Source organism: Listeria grandensis FSL F6-0971, assembly GCF_000525835.1.
In the GTDB taxonomy this organism is placed as follows: Bacteria; Bacillota; Bacilli; order Lactobacillales; family Listeriaceae; genus Listeria_A; species Listeria_A grandensis.
In genome coordinates this window covers 1-19,161 of the sequence record NZ_AODD01000026.1, presented here as the reverse complement: position 1 = coordinate 19,161, position 19,161 = coordinate 1, and the positions used below count along the sequence as shown (strand labels likewise).

The window sequence follows — 19,161 nt, the reverse complement described above, 5'->3', positions numbered from 1 at the left end:
TGCCTGTCATGTTATAATGTAGAGAAATGATTGGAGGGGGTTTTTCGTGGGACGACAAGCTGATCTGCAAGCGATGCAACCGATCGCGATGCAATTGTTCATCAAAAGTATTCTGACAGATCGGTTGGCACATGGTTATTTGCTAGAAGGCGCGCGTGGAACTGGTAAGAAGCGCACGGCTAAGTGGCTTGCCCAGACTCGTTTTTGCTTGGAGAAGAGCGACGGGGAACTTGCTTGTGGCACGTGCAATAATTGTCTGCGAATCGAAAATGATAACCACCCCGATGTTCATTGGCTAGAACCAGATGGCAACAGTATCAAAATTGATCAAGTACGGGAATTGAAGCAGGAGTTATCTAAGCGCGGTATGGAATCGGATCGCAAGGTTTTGATTATCGACAGCGCTGATAAGATGACAGTCCAATCTGCCAATTCTTTGCTTAAATTTATAGAAGAACCAGATGGTGGGATGTTGATTTTATTCCTTACCGCAAATCCGCAACAGATCTTACCAACGATTCAGTCAAGGTTGCAACCAGTTAGCTTTCGGGCTTTGCCGTTTGAAGCATTTGTTAGTAACTTAATCGCACAAGGTGTTTTGGAGCAGAAGGCACGCGTGTTAGCAAGTGTTGCTGGAAATGCAGAGCAGGCGCTCGTTTGGAATGAAGATGAGTGGTTTGCCGAAGCGCGCAATGTGACGGTGAAACTATACGAAGGGCTACATCATCAGGGTGTAGATCCTATTTTGCTCATTCATGAATCGTGGATGCCTGTTTTTAAAGATAAGCCGCAGTTGCATCTGGGCTTAGAAATGTTGCTACTTTTGTATCGTGACCGCCTGCATCTGTCCCTAAACGACGATTATCGTCCGATTTGTATGGAACAAGAACCGATGCTAAAACAAGGCATCTTACGGAAGTCACTCACAGATACGACTGCTGAAATGGAAATTATCCTAGAAGCCAAGCGCAAACTAGATTCCAATATGAATACACAACTATTAATGGAGCAGCTCGTACTCAAAATTCAAGGGAGGTAGTCTAATTGCCAAAAATTGTAGGCGTTCGATTTAAAGAAGCCGGTAAAATATATTATTTTTCGCCCGAGAAGCTCACGATCAAAGAGGGCCAGGGTGTTATTGTTGAAAACGCACAAGGAATTGAGTTTGGGAAAGCAGTTATTGCTCCGCGTGACGTCGATGAAGAGGATGTTGTTATGCCTCTAAAACGGGTGATACGTGTTGCAACAGACGCAGATTATAAATGTGTAGAGGAGAATGCGGCATCTTGTCAGCGCGCTTTTCTACTCTGTGACGAGAAGATTCATGAACACAACATTGAGATGAACTTAGTGGATGTTGATTATACATTTGATCGTAATAAAATTATTTTTTACTTCACTGCCGAAGGACGCGTCGATTTCCGAGAACTTGTGAAAGACTTAGCGTCGATTTTCCGGACGCGAATTGAATTGCGCCAAATCGGTGTACGAGATGAAGCGAAATTACTCGGCGGGATTGGCCCATGTGGCCGGATGCTGTGTTGTTCGACGTTTTTAGGAGATTTCGAACCAGTGTCGATCAAAATGGCGAAAGATCAGAATTTATCGCTGAATCCGACGAAGATTTCTGGCCTTTGCGGTCGTTTAATGTGTTGTTTGAAGTATGAGAACGATGAATACGAAGCGGCGAAGAAAGAAATGCCTGATGTAGGCCAAAGCGTTGTCACACCAGATGGCAAGGCGCGGGTTGTGGGCATTAATCTGCTTGGCCGAATTATGCAAGTTAGATTACCAGATCAAGACGCGGTCATTGAATATGCATTAGAAGAATTACGTCCCTTTAATGCCTTTTCAAAAGCAACCGCGAAGTCATGAGGTGAACGCCGATGGACAAAAAAGCGCTCTTTGATTCAGTCAGTAATATGGAAGAACAAATCGGCGAGTTATACCAACAACTTGGCGACTTAAAACAAAACTTAGGCGAGATGTTAGAAGAGAACAATCGCTTAAACTTAGAAAATGAACATTTGCGTCGTCGTTTAGAAGAACTGGACGGAACTCAACATGTGAGCCAAGTGCCAGCTGAAAAAGAGCTTGGCGCGATGGCACCAGCTCGCAAAGAAGCGATGCGCCAAATGATCGAAGTTGGCGAAGGTTACGACAATCTAGTCAAACTGTATAAAGAAGGCTTCCATATTTGCAACGTGCATTTTGGAAGCCCACGTGGAAACGATGAAGATTGTCTATTCTGCATGTCGTTATTAAATAAAAAGTAAAACGCGGCTTTCTCTTATATAAAGAGGGGGCCATTTTTTAGAGGTGATTTAGATGTTAATTGGAGATGAGCGATTAGACCATTTATTAGCGGAGGACTTGCGCATTATTCAGAGCCCATCGGTGTTTTCCTTCTCTTTGGATGCAGTGTTACTGGCAAGGTTCAGCTATATACCGTATCAAAAAGGTGGACGCATTATCGATTTGTGTAGTGGTAATGGAATCATCCCACTATTGATTAGTTCGCGGACCAAGGTGCCGATCATTGGTGTAGAAATTCAAGAAAGGCTCGCGGACATGGCGCGTCGTAGCATCGATTACAACAATCTTACGGATCAGATTGAAATTTTGCAGCAAGATTTAAGGGAAGTCGTGCCGATTCTCGGAAAAGGGAAAAATGGTTTTGTAATCTGTAATCCGCCGTATTTCGCGATGGGTTCCACGCACGTCAAAAATGAAAACGAGCATTTGCGCATCGCCCGGCATGAAGTACATTGCACATTGCGCGATACGATTCAAGTTGCAGCGGATTTGTTGAAGCAAGGCGGCAAGGCAAGTTTTGTACATCGTCCAGAGCGCTTGCTTGAAATCATCGATATCATGCGGGAATACGGCCTTGAACCAAAACGAATTCAATTTGTGCATCCACGCATAGAACGAGAAGCAAACACGATTCTAATTGAAGGCACGAAAGGCGGCAAGCCCGGTGTGAAATATTTACCGCCAATCATCACGCAAACCGCAGACGGTGAGTACACGGCGCAAGTGAGGGAGTTACTATATGGCAAAGAGTGATACGCATTATTTTTATGTATTGGCATGCAAAGACGGTTCCTATTACGGCGGTTATACGACAGATGTAGCGCGCCGGGAGGCCGAACACAACGCTGGGATACGTTGCAAATATACGCGAAACCGACGCCCAGTTCGAGTGATTCATTCCGAATGTTTCGCGACACGCTCTGCGGCAACCAAAGCCGAAGCCGCCTTCAAAAAGTTACCACGTAAAGATAAAGATCAGTATTTACAAGACAATAAGGAGTGAGCTCACGATATGAAAAGCCAAAAAAGCTTTACTGAAACAGGTGATGCAAAAGGAACGCTGTATCTGGTACCAACACCGATTGGCAATTTAGAAGACATGACGATGCGTGCGATTCGAATTTTGCAAGAAGCGGACCTGATCGCAGCGGAAGATACACGTAACACGATTAAGTTACTCAATCATTTTGACATACATACAAAAATGGTCAGTTATCATGAACATAATAAAACGACACGCCAAGATGAGCTTATCCAGAAATTACAGACTGGAACAACGATTGCGGTCGTGAGCGATGCAGGAATGCCATCGATATCTGACCCAGGTTACGAACTAGTAGGCGCTGCAATCGAAGCAGGCATCACGGTTGTGCCACTTCCAGGCGCCAATGCCGCGCTCACTGCCCTCATCGCCTCAGGCTTAGCACCACAACCGTTCTTCTTTTACGGCTTTTTACCGCGTGGCAATAAAGACCGAGAAGAAGCACTGGGCCGCTTAAACCGACGCGAAGAAACATGGATCATTTACGAATCCCCGCATCGCCTTAAAGAAGTTTTAAAAGCGATGAACAAAGTAATTGGAAGCACCCGCAAAATCGTATTATGTCGCGAGTTGACGAAGAAGTACGAAGAATTTTTGCGAGGAACGATCGAAGAAGCGCTGGAATGGGCAAAAGAAACCGAAATCCGCGGTGAATTTTGCATTATTGTCGAAGGAAACGAAGAAGCACCAAGCGAAGACGAAGAAGTTTGGTGGATGGCCATCCCGATCAAAGAACACGTCGAAAAAGTTATGGAAGATGAATCGGTGTCCGCAAAAGAAGCGATCAAACAAGTCATGAAAACCCGCCAACTCCCAAAACGCGAAGTTTACCAGGCTTATCACGAGCTATAAATAGATGGAAAAGAAAATCGCCAGCCCACGCAAATCAGGGTTGACGATTTTTTGTTATTATTCAGCGCCTTCACGTTATAAATCAATGTCCATATGGCTAAGAAAATACCAAGTGGAATAAATGGATACAACAGAAAGAACAAGCATCAGAGCGGATTCATATAAGCACACTCTTTCATAGGATGATATTCTCATTATACGTCACAATTAGAAGCACATCATAGTTTTTGCATAAAAATGGTTGCGCTTGCTATAATAGAATCAGTAAGAAAAAGGAGGAGTTACAATGACAATGTTACCTAGCATTGGCAAACCAGCGACGAGGGCATTACAAACAATCAACATCACAACACTAGAGCAAGTTGCAGCGCACGACGAAAAAACCCTTTTAAAAATACACGGGGTTGGGCCGAAAGCAGTTCGCATCTTGGGAGAAGCCTTGATAGAACAAGGATTAACGTTCAAAGAGTCCCCACAGAACAGCATGGCACCGGCTATAGATTTTGCAGTATTATGTGATATTAAATGCGACAATGCACCTAAAAAACGCATAATCCGAGACTATCTTATTGCAGCAGCATCAGGCGACCGAGCCATACTGGAAGACTTACTAGAAGAGAACTTCATCTGGAATGTACCAGGAGAGTTCCAAATAAAAGGTCGAGAAGCGTTCATTACAGAAGTCTTAGCCCACCTCCAAGAAATCAGCACACTAGAAATCCAGACGCTCCTAACTCACGGCAAAGAAGGCTCCTCGCATGGAACCGTCACCGATAAACAAGGAAAACACGTCTACTACTCCGACATCTTCACCTTCAAAAGCAACAAAAAAGACGCCAAAATCTCAGAATTAACCTCATTCGTAGTCATAGAAAAATAACGATGGGTTATTACAGATTTTAAAAAAGGTAATAGGCTTTGTGACAAGGAACAAATCCCCCATATTCGAGTATTTTAAGGAAAAGGGGTTATTTGGATTTTTGGCATTTAAATGGCGTCAATTTTCTAAGTTAAATTACACTTACTGATTTTAAGTCTATATATAGGAAAAGTGAAATGGAGGCACGCGTAGTACCATTTTTTTTGTGGTGTCAAAACTTATAAGTTTTGACGCTTTTTTAATGTGGGTTGTTTCCGTGTTTTTTGACGTGTCATAACTAGGAGTCGAAAGTTTTAGATGAACCCAATATTAGCAAGGTTTTCTAGTGGATTAATGGGAGAAATACGCGACAATGGTTCTCCCATATTTACAAATATAAGAAAAAAGAGATTGCTATCTACAAGTGTTGTGTGATACATTTTAGTGGAGGTGTATTGCTCAATTACAAACAGAAAAGGGGCTTAACAAGATGAAAAAGGGACTATCACGATTACTTTTAGTCACGATCGCTATTACAATGATCGTGTCTACGATTCCAGCGTACGAACCGTATGCGGAACAAGGAGTGCCACCAGCAGAAGGAACAATAGAAGGCACGCCAGAAAAAACAGAAGTTGTAGAAGAACAAACGGAAAATGAACAGCAAGACACACAAATGACAGAAGATGAGAAGACAGAAGTCTCTTCCGTGAAGGTAGACGGCGATTGGAAAGATCCTTACTATGAGGGTAAAAGAATGTTAAGAAGTGTGCAGGATAAACCAGAAAAAGCAACGATAAAAACCGTGTCGAACGGTGTTGGCACAGGTACAGGCGCCATGAATTTATCGTGGAAAGCGATGCCAGGTGCAACGGGTTATAAAGTCATCATTGGTAACGGCTATAACTACGAGTACTTTTCAGTAGGAAATGTGACATCGTGGACGACGAAAGGCAAAGGCATTTTTCCTACCAAAGCAGAACTAGACAAAGGGCTATATCGTTTCCATACGGATGGAAAAGGAACAGAATTTGCGAATGATCCAACACAGCTCTATGAAAATACGTTTAAAGCAGGAACGACCTGGACATTGCGTGGACAAAAGAAATATATTGTCCGTATTTTAGCCATCTATGCTAGCGGAGATGGCCCAACATCGGATATCACGGAGGCGGTTATGCCACCAGAAACATTACCAGCGAAACCAGAGAAATCAACCATTAAAACGGTATCAAATGGTGCAGGAACTAGTACAGGGTACATGGATATCTCATGGCAAGCCGTATCCGGTGCGATTGATTATAAAGTAGTGATCAGCAATGGCTATAATTATGAGTATTTCAACACAGGAAATGTGACCAATTGGTCTACCAAAGGGAAGAAAATATTCCCAACACAATCGGAAATAGCTAATAAACAATACAAGTTCCACCAAGATGGCAAGGGCGTGGAATTTGCGAGTGATCCACGTGCATTGTATGAGAATGGTTACCAAGCAGGAAGTACGTTTGGCTTGCGCAACCAGAAGAAATATATTGTGCGTATTCTGGCCGTTTATCCGTGGGGAGACGGTCCAACATCGGATATTACAGATGCAAGCATGCCAATCGAGCAGATGGCGAAACCGACGGTAACGAGTTATCGTTCAGAAGAGGATGCAAGTAAAGGGTATTTGGATGTCAGTTGGCAACCAGTTGCGGATGCCATTTCCTATAAAGTTGGGCTGTTCAACGGTTTTAACTACCAATACGTAAACGTAGGTAAAACAACGAACTGGAGTACCAAAGGGAAGAAATTATGGGCATCCAAAACAGATATTGCGAATGGAAACTACCAATTGCATACAGATGGGACAGGTAGTGAGCTACCAATGGATCCGATGCAGACATATACCGCAGCGAACAAAGCCAATCCGAATGTAAACTACAGTGATCGTTTATTCTATTACACTCGCGTTATAGCAGTCCTAGCTGATGGAGAGGCTCCGGTATCTGAAGCAGGAGTTGTGACAATGCCGTATAAAACAATTGATGATGTGAACTTATCATCGAGAGGAATTGATGATAAAGTAGGGGCTATTGATTTATACTGGAATGAGGTAACAGGAGCCCAAGGGTATATAGTATGGGTTTTTGACGGATTAAGATACAATAGATTTGATGTAGAGACAGCCACAGGCTGGACGTCACAATTTAAAAATGTGTGGTCTACATCTGACGAAATAAGCCAAGGAAAAGGTTCACTACATTTAGATGGGGAAGGATCAGAACTAACGATTATTCCAAGTCTTGTTTACAAGGTAAATGGGAGCAGTTATTCTGATAAAAATGTATACTGGACAAGGGTTACTGCCTATGACAAAGATGGGCAAACGATTGCTCTCAATCAAAATAATACAATAGAGATTGAAGCTTTACCTATTGATGGTGCAAGAACTGTAGTAGAAGGGAACGTCGTTCAAATATATCCAAGTGCTGGGGACGCGGATGAAGAATCGGAAGAGATAGGTCCTGATGTTGATGAAGAAAATGGTTATATTATTGTCTCTGATGAGGAATTAGGATTACTAAGAGCGGCAGGTTCTACACAAGTATCAAGGTGGGGGGCATGGAGTTATACGCACATTGCTGTATCAACAACTGTAGCAGAGGGAGCGCTCAATCTTGCTTTTTACTCTGGATTAGCAGGTAGTATAGCGATGTTCGGAATCCCAGCTTGGGCTATCTCAAGCCTGATAGGAGGTGCGTCATTGTCAAAATATGGTCAAGCACCTGGTAGGGCATTGGCTAAAAAATGGGATAAAAACAAAAACGGTTGGATTGGTTTTTACAAACAGTGGGGATACAATGCAGCTGGAAAACAAGTTGCATCTAGATATACCACTAAATAGTGGTTAATGGAGGCGAGGACATTGTTAAAAAAATGGAATGATTTTTATGAGGATCATCCTTATTGGAGTGTCTGGATAATAGTTGGTGTAAGTAGTGGAGTAACTATTTTGATAGAATATATAGTACATCGTGATTTTATAGTAAGTGGTGAATTTTTAGAATCAGGATTTTATGGAATGCTATTTTTTATTATTGGATTGTTGTTATTTGCTAGGAGAAGAGTAAAAAGAAATAAAAAGTAGTTAATTTAAAGAAAGAGCGCACTGAAAATGTACTGAAACCCAAATGTTGAACCAAATTTAATTAAACTTCTCGGCTGGCCTGGAGACGGTATTCTACCAGACTCAAGCCAGCCAATTTCAATTTGATACGTCGATGATTGTAGTAGTCAATATAAGACTGAATACACTCGAAATGCTGTGAAATATAGCAAAAAGAACAAATCTGGAATGGCAACCCTTTTTTGAACAAAATTTATAAGGTGTTGCGTAGCTAAATCTGTATCTCAGAATTTACCCTGTTACGCTGTTGTTCCTTATAGATTTCGCGATGCGAAAACTAACCGGACTTTGATAATTAAGCGTACCGTGGAGCCGGATATGATTCCACCAATTCACGTAATCAAAGAGCTGTACTTTCAGTTGTTCCAATGTTTGAAAATGATTAGGATACACAAATTCTTTTTTGAATGATTTGTAGGAACTCTCTGCGACGGCGTTGTCATAGGGACACCCTTATTACTAAGTGGATGAACGCCAATAAAGTAGACATCTAAATAACAAAGAAAGGGCGCGCTACACTAAAAAAGTGATGCTCTTTCTTTGTATATCAGCTTTAAAACTAGTTTTAAAAATGGTTTTTCATTTTTCGAACGTTCAGAAAGACGCTTATATATTTTTAAACGTCCTTAAAGGTGGAAATCCGCGTTTTGCTGGCGAGACCCCAGATATTGTGAATTCTTTCAGAAAAATTATCCTTCCTTTTCATTTGAGGAGAGAATGTCGGGTCATTTGGAGCTATACAAGAATAAATAAAAAGAAGATGCTTTTCACCTTTATATCCAGGTGGAAAGCATCTTTAACTGTATCAAAGAGAGAGGCAACGTTTCAAAGGGAGAGAGGCGCTGCCAAGATACAAAAAATACATGAAGAATGTACTAACATACTAAACCTTGCTCAAATGTCGGATCATGATGCAAGACCTGGTAATGCAGTGGCTAAAAAATGGGATAAAAACAGCAATGGTTGGGTTCTATAAACAATTGGGGTACAATGCTGCGGGTAAGCACGTTGCAACTAGGTATACCACCAAATAATAGGAAATGGAGGTATGGAGATGAAGGCATTGTTTAAGAAATTGAATCATTTTTATGATGAGCATCCTTATTGGAGTGTCTTTATAGCAATTGCTGTAAGTAGTATAATAGGTTTTTTTATAGGACACCCCAATTACGGAATGTTATTCTTTATCATTGTCGTATTCTTTGTTACTTGGAGAAGAAAGAAAAGAAAGAAAAGATAGCTAATGAGCTAGATATCCTTTGATATATCTAGCTTTTGTGATGTATCGGCATATTTCATAATGTGTCAAAAAGCATGCTTTTTGACACTGACGAAAAAGAAGCAAAATCGTATGTCAAAATATCTGAAATTAAGTTTTGAAATATAGCAAGCCAATGTGCACATTTTGACATTGATTCATGACATAGTATATTCTTAGTACAGGGAGGGAGATATAGAGGTGTCTAAAAAACATGAAGCAAAAAATTGTATATCAGACGATGAGTTTGATTTAGAGGTCGATGTAAAAAAATTTACTGATGAGTACATTAGCTCAGATGAGTATGGCACACTGTTTTTAAATGGAAAGTGGGGAGACGGAAAAACAACATTTCTAAATTTTGTTAAAGAAAAAAATAAAGGGATGGAAAACCGCGCAAAAATAAGAGAAATTAATATATGGGAATCTAATATTTTGAATACACCATACCAACATGTCTATCAAACAATTTTTCCTTGGAAATCTTATTGGCTGCGTCTTTGGTATGCTGTTGTAAAAATAGTTATTTATATTATTATCGCACTGATTACTTCGGGAACAGCGTTATATATAGCTCAATTTAAAAATATGTCAGATCCACCGGATAAGATTTGGATATGCTGGGGTATCATTTTATTAGTGGTTGGTTCTGTTGCATTAATATATAAAGAGAATATTAATAACAGAGATTGGGAAGTTCACTATTATAAAAAAATTAAAAGCGTATTCAATTTACGGAGACAGAAAAAGATTTGTCATATATGGTTTTATTTACTTAATGCCGCCCCTATTATTTATTGGTTACAGTAAAAATATACGGTTATCAACAGCATATTTTTTTTTGAGTGGGGGTTCACTTTATTAGTGTATGGCGTTTGTATATTTATATATATAAATTGTAAATCAATCCCCAAAATAGTTCTTTTATTTGACGACTTTGATAGGGTGCCTATAGAATATAGAAAAGTCATATACCCTATTCTAAGTACACTATCTAATAGGAATATTCTCATCATTCTTGTAGGAGACTACGAGATACTTAAAGAAGATGAATTTACATTTACTCAGAAAATGATACATTGGCGGTATGATTTATCAGATAAGCTTAGGGGAAGAAAAGTATGGGAAAATTTCAATCGTGACATTAGGAAGCGAATAGGCGAAAGTTCAGAATCGAAAAATGAAGTGCAGACCCAAGGGAAGATATATAAAACGTATGATATAAGGGGAAAGGATTGGGAACTCTTTAATAAGCTCGAAGGCATATTTGAGTCAGACGAAACTAGCACAAGAAGTGCTAATGAATTTTTTGACCTCCTTGACACATGGTACTTCAAATGGAAGTATAATGAAATAAATTTTGGGCAGTTTGCTATAGTAGCATATATATACAGTTTTCATAAAAATATATTTGAATACGTGTGTAAGAATAAATTAGAGCTATGCGAGCATTCAATTTTTCATAAACCAGACCTAAAAGTACCGTTAAAAGACCTGAAGGAAATGCATCCCAAATTAGGTTACTTAGTGGCTAATGATCTTTTTTATTTAGAAAAAAGGTCTAATTTACAAGAAGCTAATCTCGGCTTTACTATAGAACAAGGTGGATGGATGTTTCCACAAATATGCCAATCATCTTTCTTTCCACAATATATGCCGTTTAACACAGATAAAGGTTTGAAAACAGATGAAATAGAAGGAATTTTTGAGCTTGATAAGGAATCTTTTTTGACTGCTGTACAAGGAGAAAAAAGGTTTAAAGAATATTACGTCATTGAAGATATATCTAAATGCTCTCCCCGATAATACTTTAAATAGGAATGATCTTGATACGTATCTATGTAATGTAGCCTATGAATTCCTGAAACCTATGCGTCAAAGTAGCAATCTTACTTATGCTAGTACGTCTTTTTTACACTCTAATTAGTTATCTTAAAAGAAGTAATACGAATGAAAGTAATATAATAGAGCTGGTGATGAAGACGGGGTATGATCTATCAGAAAAGATTGTACTATTGGTCAATATTTCAGGAAGACGTGATACCGAAGAAGCGCAGAAGAAGGAGTACGAAAGTAAAATAAAAGAGTGTTTGGACGAATTCGACGGATCAATAACAGCTTATGAGCAACCCATTGTGTTGATTACGAAGGCACTAGAGTACACAGATGGAAATAGGTATAGTAGCATTATGGATTCGCTATTAAAAATGCCTAAAAAAGAGTTGGCTGCTTTTCTAACAAGTGAATTTAAAAAATCAATAACACAAACAATAAAATCCCTTACTGATGCGAAACAAGAGAAAGTCAAAAAAATTTAAAAAACAATATTATGAAACGATTTTTTCTTACAGCTTAACTTTGACAACCAGTCATTATTTTGTATTTAGTAATTTATTTGACGGTGGCATAAAATACGGGCTAGGGAGTGCAAAACGCGAATTTACAACGCTAAGGAATTTTTGAAACCAGTGGCACAATGGATTGGTGTTGTTTATATTTGTTGGAAATCTAGATCAAAGTATCCATAAAGCCCTGATTTAATGTACATGTAGATAATTTTCAAAGTTAAATATGTTCAGAAACGCGTATTTAAATCTATGTGCACTATTTTTTGTGGACATAAGTTAGGAACAACATTCTTTCCCAATATAAGTCACTATATTTTGACTACATGTGTAGATGCTTATTATATTACAGAGTGCTCACCCTAGTGCTAGATACAGTAGATTTCGAACAATCTATTGGTACTAAAAGCTTTATGATACTACTCAACATTTCTTAGCGTTGCAAATTTGCGTTGTGCTCTCCCTACCCATATTAGGAGGATTTATGGAATTTAAAGATTTAGTTTCTATAATAGCAGTATTAACGACAACAACGGTAGCACTATTTTCCGTATTTCTAAACCGTCGTTCAAATTTGAAACATCAGCTATTTTTAGAAAAACTTAGGATATACAAGGAACTCATGGAGATAGTTTCTCGTTCTACAAGTTCTGAAGCTGACAATGAAGAACTTCGGTTGCGTTTAATATCTGTAAAACAAGAAATTATACTATTTTCTACTGAAAAAAATTATTCAGGAACGGGCGGATATTGGGGATTTTAATTTCACAACTCATGGACAAACTGCAGAGCAGCAAAACGAGAAATTTGATAGATATTTAACTCTGCTGAATTTAATGAGAGTTGATTTACTAAAACAGAGCAACAAAATTTCTGATACAAATCTACGCAAGTTAATCTAGTCACGATGTTAATTGAATAAGTTAATGTATTAGCTTTTCAAAGTTCTATTTGTCAAATGTCTAGAACTTAAGAATTATAGACTTGATCAGTGTGACCAGGAAATTCTGATTTCCTGGTCTATTTATATGACTAGAAAATCGTCTATAAATTAAAGTCTATATATCGTTATAGAAGAAACTTGTATTCCCATACATAAGTCTTTTAATCAATTAATCTTTTTGTATATTATCTATATTGCGTTTCTAATGCATCAAAGTACTTTTTATAAGAACCCAAACAAAAAAGCATCCTATTTGAGGCTAGCACGCTTTCAAATAGGATACTTTCTTTAGTTGTAGACTTTAGATATCATCGCCGAATTGACGACGGATGTCAGCTACTAATTTCTCAGCTCCATCACGGCTAAGTGTTAATTTACCGTCAACAACTTGTTTGTTTTGATCGGAAAACTCACCAGTGATATCACAAAGATTGCTAGCTGTATATTTCTTTAGGATAATTTCATCTTCATTGATGTAAATTTCTAAAGCATCTTTAACAGCAACGCCTAGGTTACGACGAATTTCAACTGGGATTACAATGCGTCCTAGTTCGTCAATTTTTCTTACCATACCTGTAGATTTCATATTCTTACCTCCTAACTCTGTGGTCTACTACCTATAATACCAAGAATTTCCTAAAAAAGCTAGATGAAAATATCAATAAAACACAAAAAAAAAGATTATTGTGCTGAAAAAAGGGTATAAACCTAGTTGGAGCGCTATTTCTAAAATAAAAGTTGCACAATTGCAAATTTTATTTCTTAGGGAAAAGTGCGCGATATATAGAGTTGAAAAGGAGTTTTTTTGATGGATATTTTAATTGCACTTATTCCAGCGGTAATGTGGGGAATCATGCCGCTTGTCGTTTCTAAAATTGGAGGTAAACCATATCAGCAAACGCTAGGTGTCACGTTTGGTGCACTTATTTTTGCTATCGGTATGTATTTTTATTCGACCCCACACTTCACAATGACAATAGTACTCGTAAGTTTTGTCTCAGGGATCTTTTGGACAGTAGGGCAGCTGAATCAGTTTCGGGCGTTTACCCATATCGGGGTATCCAAAGCAATGCCACTGTCAACTGGGATGCAACTTGTTGGGACCTCCCTGTTTGGCGTTTTTGTATTTCAAGAATGGGGCACCAATGCGAAATTAGTACTCGGTTTTTCTGCATTGATCTTTATTATCATCGGGATTTTCATGACGTCTTATCAGCAACATAAATCAGCGGATAGCAACATGAAACAAGGATTGGTTGCCCTTATCATCTCCTCTTTGGGCTATGTGGCGTATGTCGTTATTCTGAAAGCTTTCGACATCAGTGGATGGGAAGCAATTTTGCCGCAAGCTGTTGGGATGGCGCTTGCCGCAGTAGTTTTTTCATTCAAAGACCGGAAAACTTTCTTTTTAAAAGAAACATGGCTTAGCATTATTCCTGGTGTCATTTGGAGTATTGGGAACTTGGCGTTACTTATTTCTAATACGGTTATTGGTGTGGCGATTAGCTTCTCCTTATCACAAATGGGTGTTGTCATCTCGACGCTCGGCGGGATTTTACTGCTCGGCGAGAAGAAAACCAAGCGCGAATTAATCCTAGTCATCATCGGAATTATTTTAGTCAGCGCCGGTGGATTCATGATCGGTTTTACAAAATAATGAAATTTGGCAGTGCAGGAGAAAATTCTGCGCTGCCTTTTTCAAATTTTTCGGGCTCGCGGTATTTTGTTTTGCGTAGAAAATGATATAATAGAAGGTAATTGTGAATTTAACACCGGAAAAACATGATTTTCGGCGGGAGAATAGGAGAGGATTAGATTGCCAAAAGAGAATAATACATTTTATATTACGACTCCGATTTATTATCCAAGTGGAAAGGCTCATATTGGGCATGCTTATACAACCGTTGCGGGAGATGCGATGGCGCGTTACAAACGACTACGCGGTTTCGATGTGTTTTACTTAACGGGCACAGACGAGCACGGTCAGAAAATCCAACAAAAAGCAGAAGAACAAAAAAATTACACCGCAAAGCTATGTAGATGATATTGCAGCAGGATTCCAAGATTTATGGAAAAAGCTCGAAATTTCAAATACAGACTTTATCCGCACAACGGAGCCACGTCATAAAGACGGCGTTACAAAAATTTTCCAAAAATTGTTGGATCAAGGAGATATTTATCTTGGTCAATATGAAGGTTGGTATTCCGTTTCTGATGAAGAATATTTCACAGAAACTCAGCTAGAAGAAGTATATCGTGATGAAAATGGCAAAGTAATTGGTGGAAAAGCACCGAGTGGCAACGAAGTAGAATTGGTGAAAGAAGAATCCTATTTTTTCCGCATGAGCAAATATGCTGATCGTTTGCTTGATTACTACAATAATAATCCAGAGTTCATCCTACCGGAATCACGCAAAAACGAGATGATCAATAATTTCATCAAACCAGGACTCGAAGATCTAGCAGTCTCGAGAACTACTTTTGACTGGGGAATTAAAGTGCCAGGAGATGCAAAACATGTGGTTTACGTGTGGATTGACGCGCTTTCTAACTACATAACTGCACTGGGCTACGGCTCTGATGATGAAGGAAATTTCAATAAATACTGGCCTGCAGACGTGCACATCATCGGTAAAGAAATCGTCCGCTTCCATACGATCTATTGGCCGATTATCCTGATGGCGCTTGATTTACCACTACCGAAGAAGATTTTCGGACATGGCTGGATTCTGATGAAAGACGGCAAAATGTCCAAATCAAAAGGAAACGTGGTAGATCCGTATATGTTGATTGATCGCTACGGTCTAGATGCGTTGCGTTACTACTTGCTACGCGAGGTTCCATTCGGTTCCGATGGGCTATTCACACCGGAGGACTTCGTGGATCGCGTGAACTATGATTTGGCAAATGACCTTGGAAATCTGTTAAATCGGACTGTTGCGATGATAAATAAATACTTTGATGGCGAAATTCCAGCTTATCAAGGTAACGTAACGCCTTTTGACGGCGAATTAGAGATTTTCAAAGACAACGTTCTAAAAGAATATGAAATCAATATGGAAACAATGCAATTCTCGGTCGTCCTTTCCCAGTTATGGACATTTGTCAGCCGCACGAATAAATACATCGACGAAACGGCGCCATGGGTACTCGCAAAAGAAGAAGCGAAACGCGACGAGCTGGCCAGCGTGATGACGCATCTAGCAGAAAATTTACGAATCATCGCTGTTATGCTGAAACCATTCTTAACGCAATGTCCAGAAGGTATTTTCACACAACTAGGCATTACGGACGAAGCGTTAAAAGACTGGGCATCCATCACAGGCTATGGCAAAATTCCAGCAGGCACCAAAGTAGTTGCAAAAGGAACACCAATCTTCCCTCGTTTAGATGCAGCGGAAGAAGTAGCTTATATTCAAGAGCAAATGAAAGCAACCATTGTGGCGCCAAAAACAGAAGAACCGACTGTTGTAGCGCTTGAAACACCAGAAATCGGCATTGAGGACTTCGACAAAATCGATTTGCGTGTCGGGGAAGTCAAACAGGTTGAAAAAGTCAAAAAAGCGGACAAATTGCTTTGTTTCCAACTAGACCTAGGTGAAGGCAAGCTACGCCAAGTTCTCTCAGGTATCGCAGAATTCTATCAACCAGAAGAGCTCATCGGTAAAAAGGTAATTGTCGTATCGAACTTGAAGCCAGTGAAATTACGTGGGTTAATGAGTGAAGGCATGATCCTGTCAGGGGAAAAAGATGGCAAATTACAAATAATCGAAGCAAGTAGTGCCCTTCCAAACGGCGCGAAAGTGAAATAATAAAAGTGAGGTGGTTTTCTAAGGAATCCATCTCACTTTGGTTTTTTCTCTTGTATTCATGCATCAACTAATGAACATTAGAAGAAATTTTGCAGCATTGGTATATAGAAATACAGTTTTGAATCGTTCTATTGTTCTACTAAAAAAACTACTTTCTTCTATATAATAATGCTACACAATAAAAATGAGTTATACTACTCTATAGAAGAAAGTAGTCATTTGATCCATTGAAGATAAAGAAATGAGGGATAAAAATGCTTTTTGATACACATGTTCATTTAAATGATGATGCCTTTAACGAAGATTTAGAGGCGGTTATCGAACGAGCTAAAGAAAATGATGTAACTCGCATGGCCGTCGTTGGTTTCAATGAAGAGACAATTAAACGTGCCCTAGAACTTGCCCAGACATATGATTTTATTTACTTAATCGTCGGATGGCACCCAACAGATGCGATTACATTTACAGAGGAAAAATTAGAGTGGTTACGTGAATTAGCTACACATCCCAAAGTAGTTGCGCTTGGCGAGATGGGACTGGATTATCATTGGGATACATCACCAAAAGAAATTCAATTTGAGGTTTTCCGCCAACAAATCAGGTTAGCTAAAGAAGTAAAGCTTCCAATTGTTATTCATAATCGTGAAGCAACAGAAGATGTTGTGCGCATTTTGCAGGAAGAAAAGGCGGATGAGGTCGGCGGAATTATGCACTGCTTCGGAGAAACGTTAGAAGTGATGGAAGCTTGTCTTGCGATGAATTTCTATATCTCATTTGGAGGAACAGTTACCTTTAAAAACGCGAAATTGCCAAAAATTGCAGCAGAAGCAGTGCCATTAAATAGGATTTTGGTCGAAACAGATGCGCCATATCTTGCTCCGCATCCAAATCGCGGGAAAAGAAATGAACCAAGTTACGTCAAGCTTGTTGCCGAAAAGGTCGCTGAATTAAAAGAAATGAAATATGAGGAGATCGCTTACCACACCACAGAAAATGCAAATAAACTGTTTGGATTGTATTGATTTTTGTAACACTATCGTAATATAACCTGAACTCTGTAACGGAATCTTAAGCAAGCGCGAAAGAATGTTTAAGAAAAGTTTAAGAATGCGCTATATTATGCCTACGACCAGAGACTGATTAGCGTGAAATGTTTTTGACATATTAGACACAAAATGTAATGAAAAGGTTTTGTAATGGCCTTATAGCAACGATTTTCAAGCTCTTTTTGATCTGGGCAAATAAATGCGTAAACTCGTTGACAGTTCTTTCGTCCCCCGTATATAATCACAACAGAAGTTAGAAAGGGGAGAAATACATGACCATGGAAACTAGCAGTAACGCAAGCCAGAAATCAAAATGGCGTTTACCAATAATGATTGGCGCGTTTGTTATTGTCATAGCATTGGTTTTTTATTTCGTTTTCGAGGGAACTAAAAACGATATCACGATTGTAAAAGCAGGCGAGGTTACAAAAGTTAGCACGCACGCAAAAACAGTTGGAGAAGTATTAAATGACGAAGGTGTAAAAATTGGAAAACATGACGAACTATCATATTCCAAAAATACAGCTATAAAAGATGGAATGAAGATTGCTTACATTCCATCAAAACAAGTAACAATTAATGACGAAGGTAAAGAAGCAAATGTATGGACAACAAAAGATACAGTTGCCGAAGTACTGAAGGATGAAAATATTACGACACGTCCGCAAGATGCTTTGAACGTTTCATTGGATGACAAAGTAGCGGCAAACATGGAAGTTAAAATCGACCGTGCTGTAGCTCTTGTGATTCAAAATGGTGCGAAGAAAGAAGTAATGTGGACAACAAAAGATACAGTTGCAGCTCTATTAGCAGAGAAGAATATTAAGCTAGATGCACATGATGAGGTATTGCCTGCAAAAACGGCAAAACTTGCGGAAAATATGACGGTTATTGTTACATATGTAGACAAAAAAACCGATGAAAAGAAATCGGAAGTTGGTTTCAAAACCGTAGTAAAAGAAGATGCATCGCTTGATAAAGGTGTAGAAAAAGTAGTACAAGAAGGAAAAGCGGGCGAGAAAGTAGCCAAATACAATGTTGTTCTTGAAAATGGGAAAGAAAAACAGCGTAAACTTCTTGCAGAACAAGTAATAGCTAAACCAGAAGATAAGATCGTCGTTCGCGGCACGAAAGAAGAGGCAGTTGTGGCGGCTATTAGCAATAGTCCAGCACCTTCTAAAAAAGCAACGACCTCAAGCAGTAGCACTTCAAAAGTAAGTAGCAAGCCAGCATCTGGCGGTAAAACGTTCACGATGGAATCAACAGCTTATTCAGGTGGTGGTACAACAGCAACAGGTATCAACCTAACAGCAAACGCAGGTTTAAAAGTAGTTGCTGTAGATCCAAGCGTTATCCCACTAGGCTCTAGAGTCTACGTATCTGGATACGGAGAAGCAATTGCCGGAGACACTGGTGGCGCGATTAAAGGAAATATCGTAGACGTATACTTCCCGAATGAAAGCCAATGTTATACTTGGGGTAGACGTCAAGTAACCGTAACAGTTTTAGATTAATA

19 protein-coding genes and 2 pseudogenes are annotated in these 19,161 nt (G+C 39.3%); 18 read left to right on the top strand and 3 right to left on the bottom strand.

What is annotated here, in order from left to right; genetic code table 11:
• Nucleotides 1-46 precede the first annotated feature (46 nt).
• The 9 genes from holB to PGRAN_RS12900 all read left to right on the top strand — a co-directional run bounded on the left by holB (nucleotide 47) and on the right by PGRAN_RS12900 (nucleotide 8,202).
• Nucleotides 47-1,039 carry a DNA polymerase III subunit delta' gene (gene holB, locus PGRAN_RS12940; protein ID WP_036067622.1) on the top strand — a complete coding sequence of 331 codons (993 nt, stop codon included), beginning with the start codon at nucleotides 47-49 and terminating at the stop codon, nucleotides 1,037-1,039.
• A 5-nt stretch (nucleotides 1,040-1,044) separates the two neighbouring features.
• Entirely contained in the window at nucleotides 1,045-1,875 is an 831-nt protein-coding gene (locus tag PGRAN_RS12935; protein ID WP_036067620.1) for a PSP1 domain-containing protein, read from the top strand.
• 11 nt (nucleotides 1,876-1,886) lie between these two features.
• Nucleotides 1,887-2,276: a DNA replication initiation control protein YabA gene (gene yabA, locus PGRAN_RS12930; protein ID WP_036067619.1), complete on the top strand. Its 390-nt coding sequence runs from the start codon at nucleotides 1,887-1,889 to the stop codon at nucleotides 2,274-2,276.
• A 52-nt stretch (nucleotides 2,277-2,328) separates the two neighbouring features.
• Nucleotides 2,329-3,069, top strand: coding sequence for a tRNA1(Val) (adenine(37)-N6)-methyltransferase (locus tag PGRAN_RS12925; protein ID WP_036067616.1), 741 nt, complete (start codon nucleotides 2,329-2,331; stop codon nucleotides 3,067-3,069).
• The gene (locus PGRAN_RS12920; RefSeq protein WP_036067614.1) at nucleotides 3,056-3,319 is read left to right on the top strand and encodes a GIY-YIG nuclease family protein; all 264 of its coding nucleotides are present in this window, start codon (nucleotides 3,056-3,058) and stop codon (nucleotides 3,317-3,319) included. Before PGRAN_RS12925 ends, PGRAN_RS12920 begins: the two co-directional genes overlap by 14 nt.
• 9 nt (nucleotides 3,320-3,328) lie before the next feature.
• The gene (gene rsmI, locus PGRAN_RS12915) at nucleotides 3,329-4,210 is read left to right on the top strand and encodes a 16S rRNA (cytidine(1402)-2'-O)-methyltransferase (protein ID WP_036067613.1); all 882 of its coding nucleotides are present in this window, start codon (nucleotides 3,329-3,331) and stop codon (nucleotides 4,208-4,210) included.
• A gap of 286 nt (nucleotides 4,211-4,496) precedes the next feature.
• Nucleotides 4,497-5,090 carry a nuclear transport factor 2 family protein gene (locus PGRAN_RS12910; protein ID WP_036067611.1) on the top strand — a complete coding sequence of 198 codons (594 nt, stop codon included), beginning with the start codon at nucleotides 4,497-4,499 and terminating at the stop codon, nucleotides 5,088-5,090.
• Between the two features lie 469 nt (nucleotides 5,091-5,559).
• Nucleotides 5,560-7,959 carry a hypothetical protein gene (locus PGRAN_RS12905; RefSeq protein ID WP_036067608.1) on the top strand — a complete coding sequence of 800 codons (2,400 nt, stop codon included), beginning with the start codon at nucleotides 5,560-5,562 and terminating at the stop codon, nucleotides 7,957-7,959.
• A 21-nt stretch (nucleotides 7,960-7,980) separates the two neighbouring features.
• On the top strand, nucleotides 7,981-8,202 hold the full coding sequence (locus PGRAN_RS12900; RefSeq protein ID WP_036067606.1) for a hypothetical protein: 222 nt from the start codon (nucleotides 7,981-7,983) through the stop codon (nucleotides 8,200-8,202).
• A gap of 61 nt (nucleotides 8,203-8,263) precedes the next feature.
• Here PGRAN_RS12900 and PGRAN_RS16655 read toward each other — a convergent pair whose 3' ends face one another.
• Both PGRAN_RS16655 and PGRAN_RS16405 read right to left on the bottom strand, forming a co-directional pair.
• The gene (locus PGRAN_RS16655) at nucleotides 8,264-8,416 is read right to left on the bottom strand and encodes an IS3 family transposase (RefSeq protein ID WP_420911978.1); all 153 of its coding nucleotides are present in this window, start codon (nucleotides 8,414-8,416) and stop codon (nucleotides 8,264-8,266) included.
• Between the two features lie 56 nt (nucleotides 8,417-8,472).
• A pseudogene (locus PGRAN_RS16405) lies at nucleotides 8,473-8,694 on the bottom strand (IS3 family transposase); the annotation flags it as partial.
• Between the two features lie 601 nt (nucleotides 8,695-9,295).
• On the opposite strand from PGRAN_RS16405, the gene PGRAN_RS12890 reads away from it, so the two are divergent.
• From PGRAN_RS12890 to PGRAN_RS12870, 5 genes are all read left to right on the top strand, one after another.
• On the top strand, nucleotides 9,296-9,481 hold the full coding sequence (locus tag PGRAN_RS12890) for a hypothetical protein (protein WP_036067604.1): 186 nt from the start codon (nucleotides 9,296-9,298) through the stop codon (nucleotides 9,479-9,481).
• Between the two features lie 219 nt (nucleotides 9,482-9,700).
• Nucleotides 9,701-10,309: a P-loop NTPase fold protein gene (locus PGRAN_RS12885; protein WP_036067602.1), complete on the top strand. Its 609-nt coding sequence runs from the start codon at nucleotides 9,701-9,703 to the stop codon at nucleotides 10,307-10,309.
• 135 nt (nucleotides 10,310-10,444) lie between these two features.
• Nucleotides 10,445-11,305, top strand: coding sequence for a hypothetical protein (locus PGRAN_RS12880; protein WP_149024066.1), 861 nt, complete (start codon nucleotides 10,445-10,447; stop codon nucleotides 11,303-11,305).
• A gap of 170 nt (nucleotides 11,306-11,475) precedes the next feature.
• Nucleotides 11,476-11,817, top strand: coding sequence for a hypothetical protein (locus tag PGRAN_RS12875; RefSeq protein WP_149024065.1), 342 nt, complete (start codon nucleotides 11,476-11,478; stop codon nucleotides 11,815-11,817).
• 511 nt (nucleotides 11,818-12,328) lie between these two features.
• Nucleotides 12,329-12,607: a hypothetical protein gene (locus PGRAN_RS12870; RefSeq protein WP_206537370.1), complete on the top strand. Its 279-nt coding sequence runs from the start codon at nucleotides 12,329-12,331 to the stop codon at nucleotides 12,605-12,607.
• 481 nt (nucleotides 12,608-13,088) lie between these two features.
• On the opposite strand, the gene PGRAN_RS12865 is transcribed toward PGRAN_RS12870, so the two are convergent.
• Complete coding sequence (locus PGRAN_RS12865; protein ID WP_036060638.1) at nucleotides 13,089-13,373, bottom strand: AbrB/MazE/SpoVT family DNA-binding domain-containing protein; 285 nt, start codon at nucleotides 13,371-13,373, stop codon at nucleotides 13,089-13,091.
• Between the two features lie 222 nt (nucleotides 13,374-13,595).
• Between PGRAN_RS12865 and PGRAN_RS12860 the strand changes: the two genes are divergently transcribed.
• The 4 genes and pseudogenes from PGRAN_RS12860 to PGRAN_RS12845 all read left to right on the top strand — a co-directional run bounded on the left by PGRAN_RS12860 (nucleotide 13,596) and on the right by PGRAN_RS12845 (nucleotide 19,159).
• Nucleotides 13,596-14,444, top strand: coding sequence for a GRP family sugar transporter (locus PGRAN_RS12860; RefSeq protein WP_036067598.1), 849 nt, complete (start codon nucleotides 13,596-13,598; stop codon nucleotides 14,442-14,444).
• 159 nt (nucleotides 14,445-14,603) lie between these two features.
• Nucleotides 14,604-16,599, top strand: a pseudogene (gene metG / locus PGRAN_RS12855) (methionine--tRNA ligase).
• Nucleotides 16,600-16,853: 254 nt separating this feature from the next.
• Nucleotides 16,854-17,621: a TatD family hydrolase gene (locus PGRAN_RS12850; protein WP_036067597.1), complete on the top strand. Its 768-nt coding sequence runs from the start codon at nucleotides 16,854-16,856 to the stop codon at nucleotides 17,619-17,621.
• A gap of 296 nt (nucleotides 17,622-17,917) precedes the next feature.
• Nucleotides 17,918-19,159 carry a G5 and 3D domain-containing protein gene (locus PGRAN_RS12845; protein ID WP_036067596.1) on the top strand — a complete coding sequence of 414 codons (1,242 nt, stop codon included), beginning with the start codon at nucleotides 17,918-17,920 and terminating at the stop codon, nucleotides 19,157-19,159.
• Nucleotides 19,160-19,161: the final 2 nt, after the last annotated feature.